This window comes from Thermococcus sp. 9N3, from assembly GCF_012027685.1.
Lineage (GTDB): Archaea > Methanobacteriota_B > Thermococci > Thermococcales > Thermococcaceae > Thermococcus > Thermococcus nautili.
The window spans coordinates 912890-932246 of record NZ_SNUV01000001.1 but is presented as its reverse complement, the minus strand read 5'-3'; the positions used below and the strand labels follow the sequence as shown (position 1 = coordinate 932246).

24 protein-coding genes are annotated in these 19357 nt (G+C 56.4%); 8 read left to right on the top strand and 16 right to left on the bottom strand.

Annotation, left to right across the window (positions count from 1 at the left end):
- Positions 1-26 precede the first annotated feature (26 nt).
- Positions 27-590: a permease gene (locus E3E30_RS05220; RefSeq protein ID WP_240922527.1), complete on the top strand. Its 564-nt coding sequence runs from the start codon at positions 27-29 to the stop codon at positions 588-590.
- Here E3E30_RS05220 and E3E30_RS05215 read toward each other — a convergent pair.
- From E3E30_RS05215 to E3E30_RS05175, 9 genes are all read right to left on the bottom strand, one after another.
- Positions 549-1382, bottom strand: coding sequence for an ATP-binding cassette domain-containing protein (locus tag E3E30_RS05215; RefSeq protein WP_167728644.1), 834 nt, complete (start codon positions 1380-1382; stop codon positions 549-551). The genes E3E30_RS05220 and E3E30_RS05215 overlap by 42 nt on opposite strands.
- Positions 1379-2038, bottom strand: a complete 660-nt coding sequence (locus tag E3E30_RS05210) for a CbiQ family ECF transporter T component (RefSeq protein ID WP_167728643.1) — start codon at positions 2036-2038, stop codon at positions 1379-1381. Before E3E30_RS05210 ends, E3E30_RS05215 begins: the two co-directional genes overlap by 4 nt.
- Position 2039: 1 nt before the next feature.
- Positions 2040-2288, bottom strand: a complete 249-nt coding sequence (locus E3E30_RS05205) for a PDGLE domain-containing protein (protein ID WP_042688947.1) — start codon at positions 2286-2288, stop codon at positions 2040-2042.
- On the bottom strand, positions 2285-2899 hold the full coding sequence (locus tag E3E30_RS05200) for an energy-coupling factor ABC transporter permease (RefSeq protein ID WP_042688949.1): 615 nt from the start codon (positions 2897-2899) through the stop codon (positions 2285-2287). Before E3E30_RS05200 ends, E3E30_RS05205 begins: the two co-directional genes overlap by 4 nt.
- 173 nt (positions 2900-3072) lie before the next feature.
- On the bottom strand, positions 3073-3873 hold the full coding sequence (locus E3E30_RS05195) for a proteasome assembly chaperone family protein (RefSeq protein WP_167728642.1): 801 nt from the start codon (positions 3871-3873) through the stop codon (positions 3073-3075).
- A complete protein-coding gene (locus tag E3E30_RS05190) occupies positions 3870-4049 on the bottom strand; it encodes an RNA-protein complex protein Nop10 (RefSeq protein ID WP_099210085.1) in 180 nt (59 codons plus the stop codon). Before E3E30_RS05190 ends, E3E30_RS05195 begins: the two co-directional genes overlap by 4 nt.
- A gap of 2 nt (positions 4050-4051) precedes the next feature.
- On the bottom strand, positions 4052-4873 hold the full coding sequence (locus E3E30_RS05185; protein WP_042688955.1) for a translation initiation factor IF-2 subunit alpha: 822 nt from the start codon (positions 4871-4873) through the stop codon (positions 4052-4054).
- An 84-nt stretch (positions 4874-4957) separates the two neighbouring features.
- The gene (locus E3E30_RS05180) at positions 4958-5155 is read right to left on the bottom strand and encodes a 30S ribosomal protein S27e (protein ID WP_015859102.1); all 198 of its coding nucleotides are present in this window, start codon (positions 5153-5155) and stop codon (positions 4958-4960) included.
- A gap of 2 nt (positions 5156-5157) precedes the next feature.
- A complete protein-coding gene (locus E3E30_RS05175; RefSeq protein ID WP_042688957.1) occupies positions 5158-5442 on the bottom strand; it encodes a 50S ribosomal protein L44e in 285 nt (94 codons plus the stop codon).
- Positions 5443-5608: 166 nt separating this feature from the next.
- Here E3E30_RS05175 and E3E30_RS05170 point away from each other — a divergent pair, with 166 nt between their 5' ends.
- Complete coding sequence (locus E3E30_RS05170; RefSeq protein WP_167728641.1) at positions 5609-6172, top strand: ferritin family protein; 564 nt, start codon at positions 5609-5611, stop codon at positions 6170-6172.
- Here the strand turns inward: E3E30_RS05170 and E3E30_RS05165 are convergent.
- Both E3E30_RS05165 and E3E30_RS05160 read right to left on the bottom strand, forming a co-directional pair.
- Positions 6162-6743 carry a lysine exporter LysO family protein gene (locus E3E30_RS05165; RefSeq protein ID WP_167728640.1) on the bottom strand — a complete coding sequence of 194 codons (582 nt, stop codon included), beginning with the start codon at positions 6741-6743 and terminating at the stop codon, positions 6162-6164. The two genes, E3E30_RS05170 and E3E30_RS05165, sit on opposite strands and share 11 nt — an antisense overlap.
- Entirely contained in the window at positions 6740-6976 is a 237-nt protein-coding gene (locus E3E30_RS05160; RefSeq protein ID WP_167728639.1) for a hypothetical protein, read from the bottom strand. Before E3E30_RS05160 ends, E3E30_RS05165 begins: the two co-directional genes overlap by 4 nt.
- Positions 6977-7197: 221 nt before the next feature.
- Between E3E30_RS05160 and E3E30_RS05155 the strand changes: the two genes are divergently transcribed.
- On the top strand, positions 7198-8397 hold the full coding sequence (locus tag E3E30_RS05155) for a pyridoxal phosphate-dependent aminotransferase (protein WP_167728974.1): 1200 nt from the start codon (positions 7198-7200) through the stop codon (positions 8395-8397).
- An 11-nt stretch (positions 8398-8408) separates the two neighbouring features.
- Here E3E30_RS05155 and E3E30_RS05150 read toward each other — a convergent pair whose 3' ends face one another.
- Positions 8409-8612, bottom strand: coding sequence for a MoaD/ThiS family protein (locus tag E3E30_RS05150; protein ID WP_167728973.1), 204 nt, complete (start codon positions 8610-8612; stop codon positions 8409-8411).
- 10 nt (positions 8613-8622) lie between these two features.
- Positions 8623-9534, bottom strand: a complete 912-nt coding sequence (locus tag E3E30_RS05145; RefSeq protein WP_042688970.1) for a hypothetical protein — start codon at positions 9532-9534, stop codon at positions 8623-8625.
- A gap of 85 nt (positions 9535-9619) precedes the next feature.
- Here E3E30_RS05145 and topA point away from each other — a divergent pair, with 85 nt between their 5' ends.
- Together topA and E3E30_RS05135 are read left to right on the top strand one after the other, a co-directional pair.
- Complete coding sequence (topA, locus tag E3E30_RS05140; RefSeq protein ID WP_167728638.1) at positions 9620-11779, top strand: DNA topoisomerase I; 2160 nt, start codon at positions 9620-9622, stop codon at positions 11777-11779.
- A gap of 30 nt (positions 11780-11809) precedes the next feature.
- Positions 11810-12610 (top strand): hypothetical protein, encoded by an 801-nt coding sequence (locus E3E30_RS05135; RefSeq protein ID WP_167728637.1) that lies wholly within the window; start codon positions 11810-11812, stop codon positions 12608-12610.
- On the opposite strand, the gene E3E30_RS05130 is transcribed toward E3E30_RS05135, so the two are convergent.
- The 3 genes from E3E30_RS05130 to E3E30_RS05120 are packed head-to-tail and all read right to left on the bottom strand — an operon-like array spanning position 12594 to position 14660.
- On the bottom strand, positions 12594-13781 hold the full coding sequence (locus E3E30_RS05130; RefSeq protein ID WP_167728636.1) for an NAD(P)/FAD-dependent oxidoreductase: 1188 nt from the start codon (positions 13779-13781) through the stop codon (positions 12594-12596). The two genes, E3E30_RS05135 and E3E30_RS05130, sit on opposite strands and share 17 nt — an antisense overlap.
- Positions 13778-13981 carry a 4Fe-4S binding protein gene (locus E3E30_RS05125; RefSeq protein WP_042688979.1) on the bottom strand — a complete coding sequence of 68 codons (204 nt, stop codon included), beginning with the start codon at positions 13979-13981 and terminating at the stop codon, positions 13778-13780. The genes E3E30_RS05130 and E3E30_RS05125 overlap by 4 nt, the downstream gene beginning before the upstream one ends.
- A complete protein-coding gene (locus E3E30_RS05120) occupies positions 13965-14660 on the bottom strand; it encodes a helix-turn-helix domain-containing protein (protein ID WP_042688980.1) in 696 nt (231 codons plus the stop codon). Before E3E30_RS05120 ends, E3E30_RS05125 begins: the two co-directional genes overlap by 17 nt.
- Positions 14661-14793: 133 nt before the next feature.
- Between E3E30_RS05120 and E3E30_RS05115 the strand changes: the two genes are divergently transcribed.
- The 3 genes from E3E30_RS05115 (at position 14794) to E3E30_RS05105 (ending at position 19357) form a co-directional block, all read left to right on the top strand.
- Complete coding sequence (locus E3E30_RS05115) at positions 14794-15474, top strand: thioredoxin family protein (RefSeq protein WP_167728635.1); 681 nt, start codon at positions 14794-14796, stop codon at positions 15472-15474.
- A gap of 244 nt (positions 15475-15718) precedes the next feature.
- The gene (locus E3E30_RS05110) at positions 15719-15967 is read left to right on the top strand and encodes a DNA-directed RNA polymerase subunit H (protein WP_042688985.1); all 249 of its coding nucleotides are present in this window, start codon (positions 15719-15721) and stop codon (positions 15965-15967) included.
- A gap of 18 nt (positions 15968-15985) precedes the next feature.
- Positions 15986-19357, top strand: a complete 3372-nt coding sequence (locus tag E3E30_RS05105) for a DNA-directed RNA polymerase subunit B (protein WP_167728634.1) — start codon at positions 15986-15988, stop codon at positions 19355-19357.

Below are 19357 nucleotides of genomic sequence, written 5' to 3'. Positions count from 1 at the left end.
ACGGAATGCCTCCCAGGCGTCAGGGGATGGGAAAGGGGGCAATGAAGAACCAGAGGAAAGCGTTCCTGCGCGACCTCCTGTTCCTTGGTGCCGTCGTCTTGATAACTGCCGTGCTCCTCTCGATGTTTCCTGAAAAGAAAGACCCCGTCTTCTTGGCCTCAAAGAACTTCCTCGTGGAGATGCTCCTCATAATGCCGGCCGTGATGGTGCTGATGGGCCTGTTCGCGGTCTTCGTTCCCGATGAGCTAATCGTGAGGTACCTCGGAAAAAGCTCCGGGCTCAGGGGCATGCTGATAGCGATACTCATCGGCGCCTTCCCAACCGGACCGCTCTACGTGGCCTTTCCCATAGCGGCGTCGTTGCTCAGGAAAGGCGCCCGCGTCGCGAGCGTCGTTGCCTTCCTCTCGGCCTGGGCCTGCATAAAGATTCCGCAGGAGCTGGTTGAGCTACAGTTCCTCGGGCTGAGGTTCATGGCGGCGAGGCTGGCCCTCACGATAGTCTTCGTGCTGGTGATGGGCCTGCTCATGGAGCGCATCCTCGGCAGGGAGCTAAGGGATGTCCCGGGCGTTCCCGAACCTGGAAGACCCTGAGTTTTTAAGGGCTTCCATAATTTTTCTTCTGGCATCTTCTGGGTCCTTTGGAACCGGCAGGCCAAGGCTTAGAAACAGCTCCACAAGAGGGGGCACGTCTAAATTGTGCTTCCTCAGCAGTTCGGGATTTCCAAGTATCTCCTCCGGCGTTCCAACGGTTACAACCCTTCCCCCGTCAATCAGCGCTATCCTGTCGCAGAGCGATAGGTAATCCGCCTCATGCGATGCCAGAATCACTGTCTTTCCCTCGTTCTTTAGTTCCGTTATGAGTTTTCTCATGAGGCTTTTGCCCCTGAAGTCGAGGTTTGCAAAGGGCTCGTCGAAGACCACTACCTCCGGCTTCATAGCCAAGACCGTCGCTATCGCTATCCTTTTCTTCTCACCGAAGCTCAGCTCCTTCGTTTCCCTATCCGCGTAGTTCCGCATCCCCACCTTTTTCAGGGCCCACAGAACGCGCTCCCTCAGCTCTTCACCGCGAAGACCTAGGTTGTAAGGGCCGAAGGCCACGTCCTCGAACACGGTCGGCGAAAAGAGCTGGTCGTTGGGGTCTTGGAAGACGATTCCAACTTTTTTCCTGACTTCTCTGGGGTTCTTCGCCGGCTCAATTCCGTCAACGAGAACTTTGCCCCTCTTTGGCCTGAGGATTCCGTTGAGGTGGAGGAGCAATGTGCTCTTTCCGGCTCCGTTCGGCCCGAGGAGACCGAAAAGCTCGCCCCTTTCGACGGTTAGGGTTATTCCTTTGAGAACTTCCCTTCCGGGATAGGAGAAGTGAACGTTTCTCATCTCTATCATATCAGCAACCCTCCCAGGGCCAGGATGGCGAGCACTGCCGTTTGGAGGTTTGGTCCCGGCTCATCCATGCTGGGGAACTCTCCGAAGCCCCTGGAGAGCATTGCTCTGTACACCCTCCCGCTCCGGAGGTACGCCCTCAGGAGCACTTCCCCCATTAGGGAGCCCAGCATTCTGTAGTACTCCCTCTTTCCAATGCCGAAGGCCCTTGAATCGAGTGCCCTCTTCATCCTTCTCGTCTCATCCACCAGGAGGTCCATGTAGCGGTACGTGAAGGCCAGGGTCAGGACGAGCACCCTGGGAAATCTCAGCGCCTTCATCTCCGCCAGAAGCCTGGAAAATCCAACGGAGTCCGTTATCACAACCACCGTTCCGGCCGAGAAGAATGCCTTGCAGAGTAGCATGAAAAACGAACTTACTCCTTCCACCGTCACCGGGCCGAAGGGTGTATGGAAAAGGGGACGCCCCTGATTGAAGAGCGCCGTGATAAAGAGAAGGCCCTCAAAACCGAGCAGAAAGCAGAGCTTCCCCAGGACGCGTCGTTTGGGTCTCATTATGAGAGCGACTCCCAGGAAAAGCAATCCAAAATAAGCCAGCTCTTCGGGCGATTTTCTCGTCACGACGCCAAACGCGTAAATAAAAATGAAGAGCAGGTACACCTCAGCCACCCTTGGCCAGCTTTGCGAGCCCGTAGCAGGTTGCAAAGGCCAGGGTTATTCCGAGCAGTCCCATTGCCACACTCTGACCCCAGGTCTCCCCGTAGTCGAGAGGGGCATGGTAGACGGGTTTTTCTTCGAGGCCAACCTTTTCCATAGTCGCCTCCAGTCCGTCCGGGTTGCTTGATGCCAGCGGGAGGACGAGGGCCAGAATTACCGCTATAACCAGGAGTCCCTTTATCACGGCCTTCATGCAGGCACCCCCTCCAGAGAAGGAAGCTTTGCCCGCAGGGCGTTGACGATGAGCACGGTGAGTACGGCCTCGCCGATTCCGATTATCGAGTGGTAGCCCACCATCAGAGCCAGAACCTTTGTGAAGGGCAGGCTGTGGCTGAGTCCTATCTCAATCGAGGCGAGTGTCGCTCCCAGCACAACGGAGAGCCAGGAGGCGAATCCCATCGCGAGGGTTTCGTTGATGTTCCTGAGCTTGAGGTAAACCCCGTACCCTATGAAAGCTCCAACGAGCCCCATGTTCAGAATGTTGGCTCCAATGGCGGTGATTCCACCGTCGCCGAAGAGGAGGGTCTGGATGAGGAGAACAGCGGTCATGACTATAACCGATGCGTAGGGCCCGAGGAGGATTGCAACGAGGGTCGCTCCGAGCAGGTGTCCGCTGACGCCGCCGATTATCGGAAAGTTGACCATCTGGGCCGCGAAGATTCCCGCCGCGAAGAGGCCGAGGAGCGGTATCTTTTCCTCCGGAAGATTCCTGAGTTTTCTCGCGGAATACGCGACTCCAAGTATTGTTATGGCGTATGTCACGATTATAATCGGGGTACTCAGCAATCCGTCGGGTATGTGCATGTTTCACCCCTCCGGTGTGTTATCAAGTAACTGAAGAGTAGCACGAAATAAAAGCGTTTTTAAAACCTGGTATTACTAACCAAAGGTTGAGAACAAAGCGATGCTCCTAGGTGTCCATAGCCCTTCTTCCAAGGACACAAAAAGAAGGCAAAATGAGGAAGTGGCGTCGGAGCTCAGAGGTAACCCCTGTCCTCTTCCTCCGGGGCAGGGGGCATCGTCTGCTCGAGCATCGCCCTCTGCATCTCCTGAACCTTCTGGAGTATCTCCTCGGTCTCCTTGGCGCGCTCCTCGAGGGCGGTCATATCGAGCTCTATTCCGAGTATCTTCGTGACCGCCGTCAGGACGGCCTTGGCAGCCTTGGCGTCGACGATGTAGCCGAGGCTCTCGCCGAGTATGCTTATACCGTACATCGAGCGGAGCTTGCCCATGCCGAGGAGAAGGCCGGCCGCTCCCACTATGGCTCCACCCTCGTCCTCCCTCCAAATCACCTCGACAGAGCAGTCCTTGAGCTTCTCCTTGTAGTAATCAACGAGCTCCTCGTGGGTTACCGCAGCCAAAACCCTCGGCTCGCCCTGGAGTTCCGGCACCTGGTAGCCGCCCATCGTTATTATCTCCCTGACGCCGAGTTCCTGAACGAGGTCGAGCATTTTCCCAACAACCTCGTAGTGGCCGGGGCTGTCCGTCGGCGGAACCTGCTGGTCGCCGGTGATGATGATTAGGTCCCTTCCGTTCTCGTCGGGGTTAACCCAGTAGTAGAACTCGTTCTTCATGAGCTCGACGATTGAGCCCTTCTTTATAATGACCTGGTGCATGAAGTGCGGTGAGTAGAGCTCGGCGAACTTCACCGCGTTGAGCTCCTGGATGAGGTGCTCCGCGGCGAGCTTTCCAACAAGGCCTATGCCCGGGAGCCCCTCTATAAACACCGGGTCCCTGAGCTGGGGCCTCTCAAGGAGGTAGATGGTGGTTTCCTTCATTTTCTCACCTCTATCCCAAGGACTTCCCTTCTCCACCTGCGCCTGTACTCACCGTAGGGGTCCTCCGGCGAGAAGCGCGGTGGGTGGGCTACCTTGGTCTTGGCCCCGCAGACTGGGCAGGTCTCCTTCAGGGTGTACCTGCCACACTCGGGGCACTTCCTTATGCGGAACTTCATGGTTACCTCCTCTTAATCTTCCTTATGCGCTTCTCCTTTCTAATGAGGGTCGCCTCTCCGCCCGCTTCCTTTATGACGCGGAGGATTTCTTCAGCTATGCTCTCGAGAACCTCTTCTGCCTTGTAGTAGTCCGGGGCGGTTATGTCAATCCTGTATCTCGGAGCGCCCTGGTAGGTGAACTTGACGTCTATGTCCTTCTCCTCGTTGGCCCTGTCTCTGGCCCTAATCAGGGCCTCCTTGATTATCTCGATTCCGTTGGGCTTCGGAACGGTTATCTCGAATTCCGCATCGATGGTAACGGTCGGAATCTCGACGTAGGCTTCGATAATCGGCTTGAGCGCGTCAAGCCACTCATCTGGAATGAGGCCCTTCAGAACCTCAATTCCGTTCTGGGCGGCATCTTCAAAGGCGGCGTAAACCTCGCCGTACTCCTCCTCGAGCGGAACCCAGACCTCGCGCCAGGCCGTCTCGAAGTCCTTGCCTATCTTTTCGGCGGCCATCTTGAGAAGGTTCTCGGCCTTCTGGGCGCGCTTGTACTCCTGGAGCTTGGCCTTCCTCTGCTGCTGGTTCACCCTCTTGAGGCTCAGGTCTATGTGCCCCTTCTCCGGGTCAACGCGGATGACCTTGACGACTACCTTCTGGCCCTCCTTCACGTAGTCCCTGATGTTCTTGACCCAGGTTGGAGCAACCTCGCTTATGTGCATGAAGCCCTCCTTTCCGGGATACTCGTCAAGGGTGAGGAACGCTCCGTACGGGTGAATGTTCTTGACGGTAGCGACGACGAATTCTCCCTCCTCGGGAAACTCCTTGGCTTTCCTCGGCATTCTAACCACCTCTAAATTTTTCTCTCCGGAAGGTTTACGAGAAGAGGTTTTTAAAAGTTTGGCGGGAAGGAAAAAGGGAGGAAATCACTCGAGAACCTCGAGGATTTTGGCCTTGATGACGCCCTTACCACCGGTCGGCTCGACGAGCGTTGCACCGCAGACGAGACAGCGAACCTTGGTAGCCGGGTGGCTGAAGACTATCTGCTCGTTGCCGCAGTCAATGCACTTGACGCGGAGGAACCTGCTCCTCGGCATCGGGATGAGGTTCTTCGGGAGCGCCATGTTCACACCTCCACGAGCTCGAACTTCTTAACGCGGAAGCCCTTTCCTCTGGTGTGGGCCTTACCGCAGACGGTGCAGCGGAAGCGGAGGTCGAGCTTCTTGACCGGCTTCTCCCTTCCGGCTGGGTTCGGCCTCGGGAAACCGCGGTAACCCTTGAGGATTCTGCGGAAGCGCCTCTGACCCTGGCTGAGCTCGCTCCTCGGCCTCTTCTTGACCTTCTCTACCTTGTGGATGGTGTGCTTCTTACAGTACGGGCAGTACGTCCTTATCTGCTTCGGGTACTTCATCTCACTCACCTCCACCGGGAGCCCGGCGGGTTCCTTAACGGATACCCCCGAGCCATGAGCCGATGATTAGCTCGGGTTCCCGGTTTGAGACGATGTTTAAAAAGCTTTTTCCCGGTTCCGAAACTTTTAAATACTAAAGGTTACTAAAATGTCCCGGTGATGGGAAATGAGGAGGATGATTGACCTCGTCAGGGAGGCAAAGAAGGTTGAAGAGAGGGCTGAGAGGGACTACCGGAAGCTCCTCAAAGAGCTCGATAAGCCGGAGTACGCCGATTTGAGGGGGCTCGTTCTCAGGCTCGCAATAGACACGGCCTTCCACAAGCGCCTCATGGAAGCCCTTGAGAAGGCCTACAACGACGCCATCAAGCTGGTGGAGGAGTACGCCGTCGAGAAGCCCAACGAGGACTTCGCCCTCATCCCGGGCGTTCCAACGATGGTCATGCCACTCGGCTTCGGCCCGATTGGCGCCAGGATTCCACCGGAAGAGATAATCGAGGAGTACCTCAAGGACTTCCCAACCGAGGTCGTTCTGCCGGACGGTGGGGAGAGGCTCATAGAGGTTCTAAAGAGGTACGCCGAGGAAGAGGAGCGGATGAAGGAGCTCTACGAGGAGCTCTCGAAGAGGGCATTTCATCCCGTTGTGAGGGAGCTCGTTAGGGAAATCAAGAGGAACGAGGAGCAGCACGAGAGCCTCGTCAAGGGCCTCGTCGAGAAGTACTCTAAAGACTGAGTATCAGCGGAACCAGGAAGGGAACGACAGCAGTTAGAATGAACCCGTGGACGAAGGCAACCAGTGCCACCTCCCTTCCTCCAAATTTCGTTATTATCGGCAGGGTCGTGTCCATCGTCGTTGCGCCTCCCATCACCACCGCCGTCTCGGGCCCGATTTTTTGAGTTACGAGGGGGTAGAAAGTAATCGTGAGAATCTCCCTGAGCAAGTTCCCGAGAAAGCCGACCGCGCCGTAAACCGCGGAGTACTGCGCTATAAGCGGGCCCGTCAGCGAGTACCACCCACAGCCGGCCCCTATGGCGAGGCCCCACCTCGGCTCTATCCCGAGAACCAGTGCCGCCAGCAGTCCGCCGAGGATTGAGCCCGTCAGCGTCAAAAACGGCAGGACAAGGGCCTTTCGGCCGACCCTTCTGAGCTCCTCAGCGTTGAAGTTCAGCCCAAGGTCTGCCCCAATCACGAATATGAGGATGTAAAGCATAATTTCATAGGCGTTCCCGAAGTCGGGGGAGAAGAAACGTCCGACGAGTATTCCGACCGTAAGCGATGCGAGAACAAGGTGGAGAAACCTCATCCAACCACCTCCGCGATGAGAAGGCTTCCCACTATCGTCAGAACCGCGAAGATGGCTGAAACGCCGAGGAGCCAGAGGCCGTTCACCTGAACCTCCCCGGTCTTGACCCCAAGGAAGAAAATCATCGCGAGTAGCGCGATGCTCGTGGGCGTTTCCAGGTTCGGTCTTTTTCCGGCCCTCTTGAGAAGATACCCCAGCAGAAGGCCGAGGATGAGCGGGATGAACACGTTCATGCTTTAGATTTTGCTCTGAAGGTTAATAAAAGTATCGAATGGGCTCGGAGGGTGTTCACGTCATCATCTGTGAGCCCTCAGTTTGCTTGCTATTCTTCATCGCCCATCGGGATTTGAGAGCGGAGTTTTAAAGGTTGTCCCGAAAAATCCTCGTAAAACCTCCCCTTCCTTTGAGCCAAAGTTTTTATGATGAAAGTCTCAACAGTTCAGCGGTGGTCGTTATGATTCGCGCATCCCAGAGGGCAATGGGAATAGTTTACGCGATAAGGGACGTCGTTCTGCCGGCGAGAGAGCTTGAAAAGAAGGGAATAAAGGTCATAAGGCTCAACATAGGCGACCCCGGGAAGTACGACTTCCAGCCGCCGGAGCACATGCAGGAGGCTTACTGTCGCGCCATAAAGGAGGGTCACAACTACTACGGGCCGAGCGAGGGCCTTCCGGAGCTGAGGGAGGCTATTGTTGAGAGGGAGAAGAGGAAGAACGGCGTTGATATCACGCCGGACGATGTTAGGGTCACCACTGCTGTAACCGAGGCTCTCCAGTTCGTCTTCGGCGGCCTCCTCGACCCCGGGGATAACATACTCGTCCCGAGCCCGAGCTATCCTCCCTACGTCGGCCTCGTCAAGTTCTACGGCGCCGAGCCGAGGGAGTACATGACCGTCGAGGAGAACGGATGGCAGCCCGACATAGACGACATGAGGAAGCTGATTGACGAGAGGACGAAAGCGATAGCTGTCATCAACCCCAACAACCCGACGGGGGCTCTCTACGAGAAGAAGACCGTCAAGGCGATACTCGACTTGGCAGGTGAGTACGACTTACCCGTCATAAGCGACGAGATTTATGATTTGATGACCTACGAGGGGAAGCACGTTTCTCCAGGCTCGCTCACGAAGGACGTTCCGGTCATAGTCATGAACGGCCTCTCGAAGGTCTACTTCGCCACCGGCTGGCGCCTCGGCTACCTCTACTACGTTGACCCCGAGGGCAAGCTCGAAGAAGTGAGAGAGGCGATAGACAAGCTCGCGCGCATAAGGGTCTGTCCCAACACCCCGGCCCAGCTCGCGGCGATAGCCGGCATGCGCGGCCCGATGGACTACCTTGAGGAGTACATGAAGAAGCTCCGCGAGAGGAGGGACTACGTTTACAAGAGGATACAGGAGATTCCAGGCGTCAGCGCGGTCAAGCCGCAGGGGGCGTTCTACATCTTCCCGAAGATTGAGGAGCGCTCGAAGTGGAAGAGCGACTTCGACTTCGTCATGGACGTCCTCCACGAGGCCCACGTGCTCTTCGTCCACGGCTCCGGCTTCGGAAAGGCCGGCGACTGGCACTTCAGAATCGTCTTCCTCCCGCCGGTCGAGGTGCTTGAAGAGGCCATGGACAGGTTTGAGGAGTTCATGAGAAAGAGGCTCGGGGCGTGAGGCCCCTCTTTTTACCCCCCAGAAACGACCGGGATTACCTCCACGGTAACGCCGTCCTCGACTTTTTCATCCTCGAGGACAACCCTTCCGTCAATCCTCGCTATCGCGCTCTCTGTGTTGAACCCGACCTCCCTGAGGATGTCCGCTACCGTTATGCCCTTCCTCCACTCGACTTCCTTCTCGATTCCCCTTCCGAGGACCCTGACCTTAATCATCGCCACCACCTCACGTGAAGAGAACCGTCCTCTTAAAAACGTCCCTGTGGTTTCCGAAGGCCTCGAACATCTTCCCCGAATAGTTCTCAACGGCGGAGTCGAGCAGTTTGTTGAGGTTGTAGTTTATCTCCTCGCCCATCGGCATGTAGAGCGGTGCAGGCTCGTAGTAGTCCATTCCCTTGAGGAGCGACGTCGAGAAGTACCAGAGGGTCTTCTTAATCTTCCTCCCCCTGACCGGCGAAAAGCTGGCCTCGCCCCCACCAAAGGCCGCGTGGAGGACTACAATCTTCTCGACCTCGACGCCCTTCTTGAGAAGCCTCCTCCGCTCTGTGCTCTCCAAATCAACTATTCTGTAACCGCTCCTCGTGGTCTCGTCGTAGTCTATCGAGACGCCGTAGACGTCCTCAATCCTCGGGTCGTAGACGAGAACCTCGGTTCCTCCGATGACGTAGAGCTTCCCCTCGCGGACGTCAACGACCGTGTTTTCGGTGCTGAGAACGTCTAATCCTTCGGAGACCGCTATGGCCGACATGGTGCTCTTGCCCGTGTGGGGGTAGCCGACGAAGAGAACCGCCCTTCCCTCTGGGTTGACGACGCTTACCGAATCGGTTATGAAAATCCTGCCCTTCCGCGCGCCGGCCCTTGCCGTCGCCTGGAGGAGGAAGAAAACCGGCGCCTCGTTCTTGTAGGCTGAGGGAACCGCGGACTCGAGCTTGTAACGGTCCTTTCCGTTGACGTCGTACATCGAGCTGAAGACCCTGAAGGACTCGCCCTTGAAGCGCTCTATCAGAATGTCGGGCTTTATCTCGGCCCTTAGAACGTCCGGCAGGTAGCGCCGAGCGAAAAGCGTTCTAAAGCCGTCAACGAAGCCGTCGTTGAGCTCCCCGCTGAAGAGAACACCGACACCTCCGACGCTCAGCATCGTCATCAACGACCCTTCAGTTAGCGGGTTATAAACCCTTCGTCGGAGGTTTTTTATATGGGGTCGCCAATCGAAGACGAGGCCTATGGTCACGCTCATCATAGCCGAGAAGCCCAACGTCGCGAGAAAGATAGCCTACGCCTTGGCCGAGGGAAAGCCCGTCAGGAAGACGATAGGGAAGGTGAGCTACTACGAGTTCACCCGCGACGGCAAGAAGGTGATAGTCGCTCCAGCTGTTGGCCATCTCTTCTCTCTCGCTCCGAAGACCAAAACCTACGGTTACCCCGTCTTCGACATCGAATGGGTTCCCGTTTACGTCGCCGAGAAGGGCAAGAACTACGCGAAAGACTACATCAAGGCCTTAGCTACCCTTGCAAAGAAAGCCGATGAGTTCATAGTCGCCTGCGACTACGACACCGAGGGAGAGGTTATCGGCTACACCGCTCTGAAATACGCCTGCGGTGTTGACCCTTCGAAGGCCAAGCGCATGAAGTTCTCGGCGTTGACGAAGAAGGACCTCCTGAAGGCCTGGTACAACCTCGAGCCGACGATAAACTTCGGAATGGCAGATGCGGGAATAGCGCGCCACGTCCTCGACTGGTACTGGGGCGTGAACCTTTCGAGGGCCTTAACCTCGGCCATAAAGCGCGCCAGCGGGAAGTGGATGGTTTTGAGCACCGGTCGCGTTCAGGGGCCGACGCTCAAGTTCCTCGTCGAGCGGGAGAAGGAAATCCAGAACTTCAAGCCGAAACCGTACTGGGTCATCAAGATGATTCTTGAGAAAGAGGGCAAGCAGTACACGGCAACCTACGAGAAGGACAAGATATGGGACGAGGAGGAGGCGAAGAGAATCGTCCAGGAGGCCAAGAAGGGGCCGGCCTTCGTTGAGAAAGTTGAAGTGAAACAGCAGAAGAGGAACCCACCGGTGCCCTTTGACCTCGGAACTCTCCAGAGGGAAGCTTATTCTGCCTTCGGCTACAGCCCGAAGAAGACCCTGGAGATTGCACAGCGCTTGTATGAGCGAGGACTCTCGAGCTATCCGAGAACAAGCTCGCAGAAGCTCCCCAAGAACCTCAACTTCCGCTCGATACTGCAGAACCTCGCGAAGTTGCCGGAGTACAAGCCCTTCGCCCACGAGCTTCTGGGCAAAGGCAACCTCAAGCCCGTTGAGGGCAAGAAGGAAGACCCGGCGCACCCGGCAATCTATCCCACCGGCGAGCTTCCAAAGCCCGGCGAGCTGAGTAAGGACGAGAAGAACATCTACGACCTCGTTGTAAGGCGCTTCTTGGCGCTCTTCATGGAGCCGGCGGTGAGGGAGAGCGTGAAGGTAATCATAAACTCCAACGGTCACCGCTTCATCCTGAGCGGTGCGAGAACCCTCAAGGAGGGCTGGCTGAAGGTCTACGGAAAATACGTCAAGTTCGACGAGGTTATTTTGCCACAGTTTAAGGAGGGTGAGCCCGTCAAGGTCGTCCAGATTAAGCGCGAGAAGAAGAAAACGAAACCTCCAGCTCGCTATTCTCCCGCCGCTGTAATCAAGAAGATGGAGGACTTGGGCATCGGAACGAAGGCGACGCGCGCTCAAATCCTCGAAACCCTCTACCAGAGGGGCTACATCGAGGGCAAGAAGAAGATAAAGGTTACACCCCTCGGCATGCGCGTCGTGGAAGCGCTTGAGAAAAACGTTCCCGACATAGTCAGCGTTGAGCTCACGAGGGCCTTTGAGGAGAAGATGGAGGAGATAATGGCCGGGAAGGCAAAGAAGGAAGAGGTAATCGAGGAGAGCAAGGAGCAACTGATTAAAATCCTCAAGGTCTTCAAGGAGAAGGAACTCGACATCGGAAAAATGCTCCTTGAGACAACCGGAACAGGCGTTACGACCTCGAAGGACTCGGTCAAGGTGGAGAAATCGAAGTCCCAGTCGGGGGCTTCCGGAACTTCCGCGAAATCCGGGACGGAAGAGCCGAAGAAGACCAAGTCCCCTGAGAGGCAGAGGCTCGTCCTCGGAAAGTGCCCCAAGTGCGGTGGTGATTTGGTTCTCAAATACAACAGGAAAACCGGCAAGCGCTTCGTTGGCTGCTCCAACTGGCCGAAGTGCAACGTCACATATCCAATCCTCCAGCGCGGTGAGGTGATTCCCACCGGCAAGACCTGTTGCAACGGCGCTCCAGTGGTGAAGATTCGTGAGAAGGGCAGGGAGTACGAGATTTGCCTCGACATGAACTGCAAGGACTGGAAGCGATAGCCTTATCTTTACTTATGCGGAATCCCCATCATGGACGAGTGGGAGAGAACTGCAAAGGTTCTGCTGGCCAACGCCCGCGAGTTCCTTGAAAGGCTCCGCGACGAGGTCAGGCTGAACGAGGTAACGGTGGCGAGCCTCCTCGACGTCCAGTCAACCTTCGTCCTTGGCCTGGCGGACGCGAGCCTTTACGCCTTCTCTATCGGGCGAGATGAAGTCGTAGAGAGCTCTTACAGGCTATTCCTTGAGGGGTTGGAGGTTCTCAAGGCGGGTCACCTCTTCATAAGCGAACCGGAGCTCGACCTGTGGCTTTCGCCCCTCAGGGAGATTAACCCGGAGAGGGGCTTTTCCCTCGACAGGCGCTTCTCGCTCCTCGGGGAGCCGAAGCCGACGATGGTCTGGGCCAACCGCGTGGTTCAGCTCAGGAACGCCCTCCACGGAAAACCCGTTAGGGACCCTCTCAGGAGCATCGGCTACGGGATAGGCGAGGGCGATAGGCGCTTTCCGGTTCTGTTGAAGGCAGTCAGAAGGCTTTACACGCTTTACCCTGCCCCAATAGATGAGACCGCGAGGCTTTTGGCCCTTGAGCTCGGGTTGGGGCTCGATGAGAAACCCCTTCGGTGCTCCGACGGAACCTGCGAGGAGATAACGGAACTGCCGGACGTTTCGGCCTTCAGAAAAACGGTTTCCGGGGATGTTGAGCTCTACTACCTCATCGAGAACTCCAAAGATATTAGCTCGCCATGGGGAAGCCTTAGCGTTGGAAAGGCGAGGGAGATAGTGGTCTTCTCAAGGAAGAAGGGAAAGGGGTTCAGGCTCAGAGGAGCTCCTTGAGAAGCTTTATCCTCCTCGGGCTCAGGAGGACCTTCGGGTGCTTGAGGAGGGCCTTTATAACCTCTCCGTAGTCTCCACCTGCTATCTTCTCCGCGTCGGCGCCGCTGAGAATCTGTATGAAGAGGTCGAGGTCCTCATCCGTGAGCTTCTCGGTAACGCGCCTGACCTTCAGAACTCTCTCAAGCCTCTTTCCGTCGGTCTCCCACCACTCCCTGGTGTAGTTCTGGAGTAGCGAGAGGTTCTCCTCTTCCAGAGCTTTGACAATCCACTTGCTCGCTATCGTTCCGGCTTCCATCGCTTCCGCCATTCCGCCGCCGTGCATCGGGTTGACCTGCCTCGCGGCGTCGCCGACGACGAGGACGTTGTCCTTCACGAGCTCCTTGACGAAGCCTCCAACGGGGACGACTCCAACGTTTACCTCGAGGAGCTTCTTGGCAGGTATGTTGTTCTCCTTCAGCCACTTGTCGAGGTAGTACTTGGCAGTCTGCGGGTTGTCGGAGTTTATTCCTATGCCAACGTTGGCCCTGTCCTCGTCCTTCGGGAAGACCCAGACGTAACCCCTCGGTGCAATCTCGTTGCCGAACCAGAGGTGTATGAGGTCGGGGTCGAAGCCCTCGATGAGCATCTCGTACTCGTAGCTCGAATCGAACTCGTGTGGCGGGGCGTAGGTGTTTATACCGGCCTTCCTCGCTATCGTGCTCTCGACGCCATCAGCCGCGACGATAACGTCGGCGTAAATCTCAATCGGCTCGTCCTCGTGCTTGGCCTTGATTCCAACGACCTTTCCGTCCTTTCTTATGACGTCCAAAGCTTCAGTCCTCGCGAGAACGTCTGCTCCAGCTTTAGCGGCGTAGTAGGCGAGCATCTTGTCGAAGACCTTCCTCTCGAGGATAACACCGCTGACGTCCTTATAGCGGAGTTCGAGCTCGTAACCGCTCGGGGAGTAGAGTTTCGCTCCGTAAATCTCGCGGTTGATGAAGCGCTTGTCGTAGGGGATGTCGTACTTCTCGAAGACCTTTATGCTTATGCCCTCGGCGCACTGCTTTGGAGTTCCGATGGCCCACTTCTTGTCAATCATGAGAACGGAGTAGCCGGCCTTTGCGACGTTTCTCGCCACTATGGGCCCTGCTATTCCTGCCCCAACGACGACGACGTCGTACTTCCAGCTCATGCTTTCACCTCCAGGGGCTCGGCGCTTAGAGCTCCAACCGGGCAGGCGTTGATGCATATCTTACAGCTTATGCACTTGTCCTGCAGAAACTCCCAGCCGCTTGAGTGCACCTCTATAGCCAAAGTCGGGCAGACTCCGGCACAGCCACCGCAGAGGTAACAGCGGTCTTCGTTAACGACGATTTTAATCTTCTCCGGCATCGTCTTCACCGCCGAGCTTTGCCTTTAGCCTTTCGTCATCTATCGTTATAACGCCGTCTTTTATTCTTAACGGAACGAACCTGTCCAGCTCGCTTGCCTTCTGGAGCACCTCCCTCTCCTTGAGGTTGAGTCTGTCGCTGAGCTCGTCAACGGTGGCCGAGCCGTTGAGGAGAACGTAGTGGAGGATTGCCAGCTGGGTCATGTCGCCGATTTCCTTGAGGTAGGTCTCCTTAATCATCGCCATGAGCCTGTCTCTACGGCCCTCTATCGCCTGAAGCTCCTTGAGGACTTCCTCAAGCTTTCTGGTTAAAGTTCTGAAGGTTAGAATCATCTCATCTAGGTTTTTGGGCTCTTCTGGAAGCTCTATCGAGACCTCCGGCTCCTCGCTCAGGTCAAGACCGCGGTACCAGAAGATGTTGGGGGTTATCGTGACGACGTAAGTCTTGGCAATGTTTATGTCGTAGTACTTCCTCGCGGGGCCGATGAAGGGACCCTCACGCTCGTAGGATTTGAGTATCCCCTCGCGCTCCATTATTTTAAGGTGCTTTGCCACGGCCGTTGAGGAGACGCTAACCTTACTGCTCAGAAAACTGAAGTAGCACTCGGTGCAGGTGAGGTGGCTGAGCAAATCGCGCCTCACCTTGTTCCCGAGGATGTAGAAAATGTCGGGTTCATTCATGGCCCACACCCACCCAAACCTGTGACGTAAAGCTTATATATTGGACATTAAACTTAAGGTTGCAAACCAGGGGATTTTCACCCGGAGAAAATGGTTCGCGAGGATTATAAACCTTTAGATGGAGGTGTGATGAATGGGACTGATTAGCGATGCCGACAAGAAGGTAATAAAGGAGGAGTTTTTCTCCAAGCTCACCGAGCCGGTTAAGCTCATGGTCTTCATCGGAAAGGACCACTGCCAGTACTGCGACCAGCTCAAGCAGCTCGTTCAGGAGCTTGCCGAGCTGAGCGACAAGCTGAGCTACGAGTTCATAGACTTCGACACCGAGGAGGGCAAGAAGAAGGCCGAGGAGTACAGGATTGACCGCGCTCCTGCCGTCAGCATAACCAGAAACGGCCAGGACGTCGGTGTCAGGTTCTTCGGCCTTCCAGCGGGACACGAGTTCGGGGCCTTCCTCGAGGACATCGTTGACGTCAGCAACATGACCACCGACCTCATGCCCGAGAGCAAGGAAGCCCTTGCGAAGATTGACAGGGACGTCAGGATACTCGTCTTTGTAACGCCGACCTGCCCCTACTGCCCGCTCGCGGTTAGGATGGCCCACAAGTTCGCTATCGAGAACACCAACGCCGGCAAGGGCAAGATACTCGGCGACATGGTCGAGGCTATCGAGTATCCGGAGTGGGCCGACCAGTACAGCGTCATGGCCGTTCCGAAGATAGTCATCCAGGTCGACGGCGAGGACAAGGTCCAGTTCGAGGGTGCCTACCCGGAGAAGATGTTCATGGAGAAGCTCCTCGCGGCTCTGGAGTGAGCCTTTCTCTTTTATCCTTCCGCCTGTGACCATGGTTTAAAAGGGTTTTTCAAACCAGTCTGCGTTAAATGAACAATCCAATACATCAACGAACCGAAACGGGCTGAAAAACGGTTCTTAAACTTTACGCAACCGATATAAAGCCTCTCCACCGAGATACCACTCGAAAAGCTTATATACCGGAACCCGCAGGTGGAGGGTAGTGATATCGTTCTAATAAAAAACGTTAAGGGGGCAATTCTCGGTGGCGGCGAAAAAGGAGTTTGATATATTCACTCACGTGCTGGTTCCCGAGCACAGAATCCTCAGCGAGGAGGAGAAAGAGGAACTCCTCAAGAAGTACAGGATTAGGATTTCCCAGCTTCCGCAGATTAAGGCTTCTGACCCTGCTGTCGTTGCCCTTGGAGCCAAGCCCGGCGATGTCATCGAGATAAAGAGGAAGAGCCCCACGGCGGGTTACTACTACTATTACCGCCTCGTCGTGGAGGACTGATTTTAGGGGTGAGAGTTTATGAGCAGAGGAGTTACGGTTAACGAGCCCACTCTAACTCCGGACGAGCTCTGGCTCGTTATGGAATCCTACTGGAAGGAAAAGGGTCTTGTGAGACAGCACCTCGATTCTTACAACGCCTTCATCGACCACGGCCTTCAGGAGGTTGTAAACGAGTTCGGCGGCGTTAAGCCAGACATCCCCGGCCTTGAGGTCAAGTTCGGAAGGATTAGGCTCGGTGAGCCCGAGTTCCAGGAGGCCCAGGGACAGAGAAGACCGCTCTACCCGATGGACGCGAGAATAAGGAACCTCACCTATTCCGCTCCGCTCTACCTTGAGATGATTCCCGTCGTCAACGGCATCGAGCAGGAGCCTGTGGAGGTTCGCATCGGTGAGCTACCGATAATGCTCAAGTCCAAGGCCTGCCGTCTCTACGGTCTCAGCGATGAGGAGCTCATAAAGCTTGGCGAGGACCCGAAGGACCCGGGAGGATACTTCATCATAAACGGTTCCGAGAGGGTTATCGTTTCTATCGAGGACTTAGCCCCGAACAAGACCCTCGTCGAGAGGGACGAGAGGCAGAACCGCGTTATAGCGAAGGTCTTCTCCTACAGGCATGGCTACAGAGCCCTGATAACCGTCGAGAGGAAGAAGGACGGAATCCTTTACGTTTCTATCCCGAACGTTCCCAAGCCTGTCAAGTTCGTTTACGTGATGAGAGCACTCGGTCTCCTCAGCGATAAGGAGATAGTTGAGGCAGTAAGCGACGACCCGAGGATTCAGCAGATTCTCTTCGACAACCTCGAGGATGCAAGCGACATAAGGACCCAGGAGGAAGCTTTGGACCTCATAGGAAGGCTCTCGCTTCCGGGCCAGCCCAAGGAGTACAGGCTCAAGAGGGCCGAGCACATCATAGACAACAACCTCCTCCCGCACATGGGCGTCGAGCCCGAGAGGAGGAGGGCTAAGGCTTACTACCTCGGCATGATGGCCCTCAAGGTTCTCGAGCTTTCGCTCGGCCTGCGCGGTGAGGACGACAAGGATCACTACGCCAACAAGAGGCTCAAGCTCGCCGGAGACCTCCTCAAGGACCTCTTCAGAATCGCTTTCGGCCAGCTCGTCAAGGACATGCAGTACCAGATGACCAAGACCTACCAGAGGAAGGGCGAGCGCTACACCTTCGAGAACGTTCAGAGGTTTGTGAGAAACTCGATAAGGCCCGACGTTCTCAGCGAGAGGATTGAGCACGCCCTCGCGACAGGTGCTTGGCCGGGAGGAAGGACCGGTGTCAGCCAGCTCCTTGACAGAACCAACTACATCTCGACCCTCTCGCACCTCAGGCGCGTGACTTCACCGCTCAGCAGGGACCAGCCCCACTTCGAGGCGCGTGATTTGCACGGAACCCACTGGGGAAGAATCTGTCCGACCGAGACGCCGGAAGGTCCGAACTGTGGTCTCGTCAAGAACTTAGCCTTGATGTCCCAGATAACCACAGGCGTTCCCGAGGAGGAGGTCCGCGAGTACCTCATGAAGCTCGGCATAGTCCCGATTGAGGAGAGAAGGCCCGCTCCGGGTCTTTACCGCGTCTACCTCAACGGTGTTCTCATCGGAACCATCGAGGACGGTCAGGCTCTTGTGGACAGAATTAGGGCCGACAGGAGGAGCGGTAAGATAAGCGACGTCATAAACGTGGCCATCTACGAGGACGAGGAAGTTAAGGAAATCTACGTCAACAGCGATGACGGTCGCGTTAGGAGGCCCCTCATCATAGTCGAGAACGGCAAGCCCAAGCTCACCCGCGAGCACATCGAGGCCGTTAAGAACGGCCAGCTCACCTGGAGCGACCTCGTGAAGATGGGCGTCATTGAATACCTCGACGCCGAGGAGGAAGAGAACGCTTACGTTGCAACCTGGCCCTGGGAGGTTACCGAGGAGCACACCCACCTCGAGCTCATGCCGGCCGCGATACTCGGAATACCTGCCTCACTCGTTCCGTATCCGGAGCACAACGCGGCCCCGCGTAACACCTACGGCGCGGGTATGGCCAAGCAGAGCCTCGGTCTCGGCTGGGCCAACTTCAGGATTCGTGTCGACACTCGCGGTCACCTCATGCACTACCCGCAGGTTCCGCTCGTCAACTCGCGCATAATGAAGGCGGTCGGTTTCGAGGAGAGGCCAGCCGGCCAGAACTTCGTCGTCGCTGTGCTCAGCTACCACGGCTACAACATGGAGGATGCCGTAATCATCAACAAGGCCTCAATCGAGCGCGGTCTCGCTCGTTCGACCTTCTTCAGAACCTACGAGGCTGAAGAGAAGAGGTATCTGGGCGGTCAGAAGGACACCTTTGAGGTTCCCGACCCGACGATACAGGGCTACCTCGGCGAGAAATACTACCGCCACCTCGACGAGGACGGTCTCATTTTCCCTGAGTCCAAGGTCGAAGGAAAGGACGTCCTTGTCGGAAGGACCTCACCGCCGAGGTTCCTTGAGGAGCAGAGCGGTCTTGGCGGAATGGCCCTCCAGGGAAGGAGAGAGACCAGCGTAACGGTCAGGCCGAGCGAGAGGGGTATCGTTGACAAGGTCATCGTCACCGAGACCGGCGACGGAACCAAGCTCGTCAAGGTCACCGTCAGGGACCTGCGCATTCCAGAGCTCGGTGACAAGTTCGCTTCAAGGCACGGTCAGAAGGGTGTTATAGGTTTAATCGTCCCGCAGGAGGACATGCCCTGGACCGAGAGCGGTATCGTGCCGGACCTCATAGTCAACCCGCACGGTATCCCGAGCCGTATGACCGTTGGACAGCTCATAGAGGCCATCGGCGGAAAGGTCGCCTCGCTCAAGGGAAGGCGCGTTGACGGAACCGCTTTCATCGGTGAGCCCGAGGAGAGGCTCAGGAAGGAGCTCGAGGAGCTCGGCTTCAAGCACAGCGGAAGAGAAATCATGTACGACGGCATAACCGGCAGGCGCCTTGAAGCAGATATATTCGTCGGTGTCATCTACTACCAGAGGCTCCACCACATGGTAGCGGACAAGATGCACGCGAGGAGCAGGGGTCCGGTTCAGGTTCTCACCAAGCAGCCGACCGAGGGAAGGGCGAGAGAGGGCGGTCTCAGGTTCGGTGAGATGGAGCGTGACGTCCTCATCGGCCACGGCGCGGCGATGTTGCTCATTGAGCGTCTCCTTGAGGAGAGCGACAAGACTGAGGTCTGGGTCTGTGAGAACTGTGGACACCTGGCACTTGAGGACAAGCGCCGCGGTAAGGTCTACTGTCCGGTCTGTGGCGAGGAGGAGAAGATAAGCAAGGTCGAGATGAGCTACGCGTTTAAACTGCTCCTCGACGAGCTGAAGGCGATGGTGATTAGGCCTTCCCTCAAGTTGAAGGATAGGGTGTGA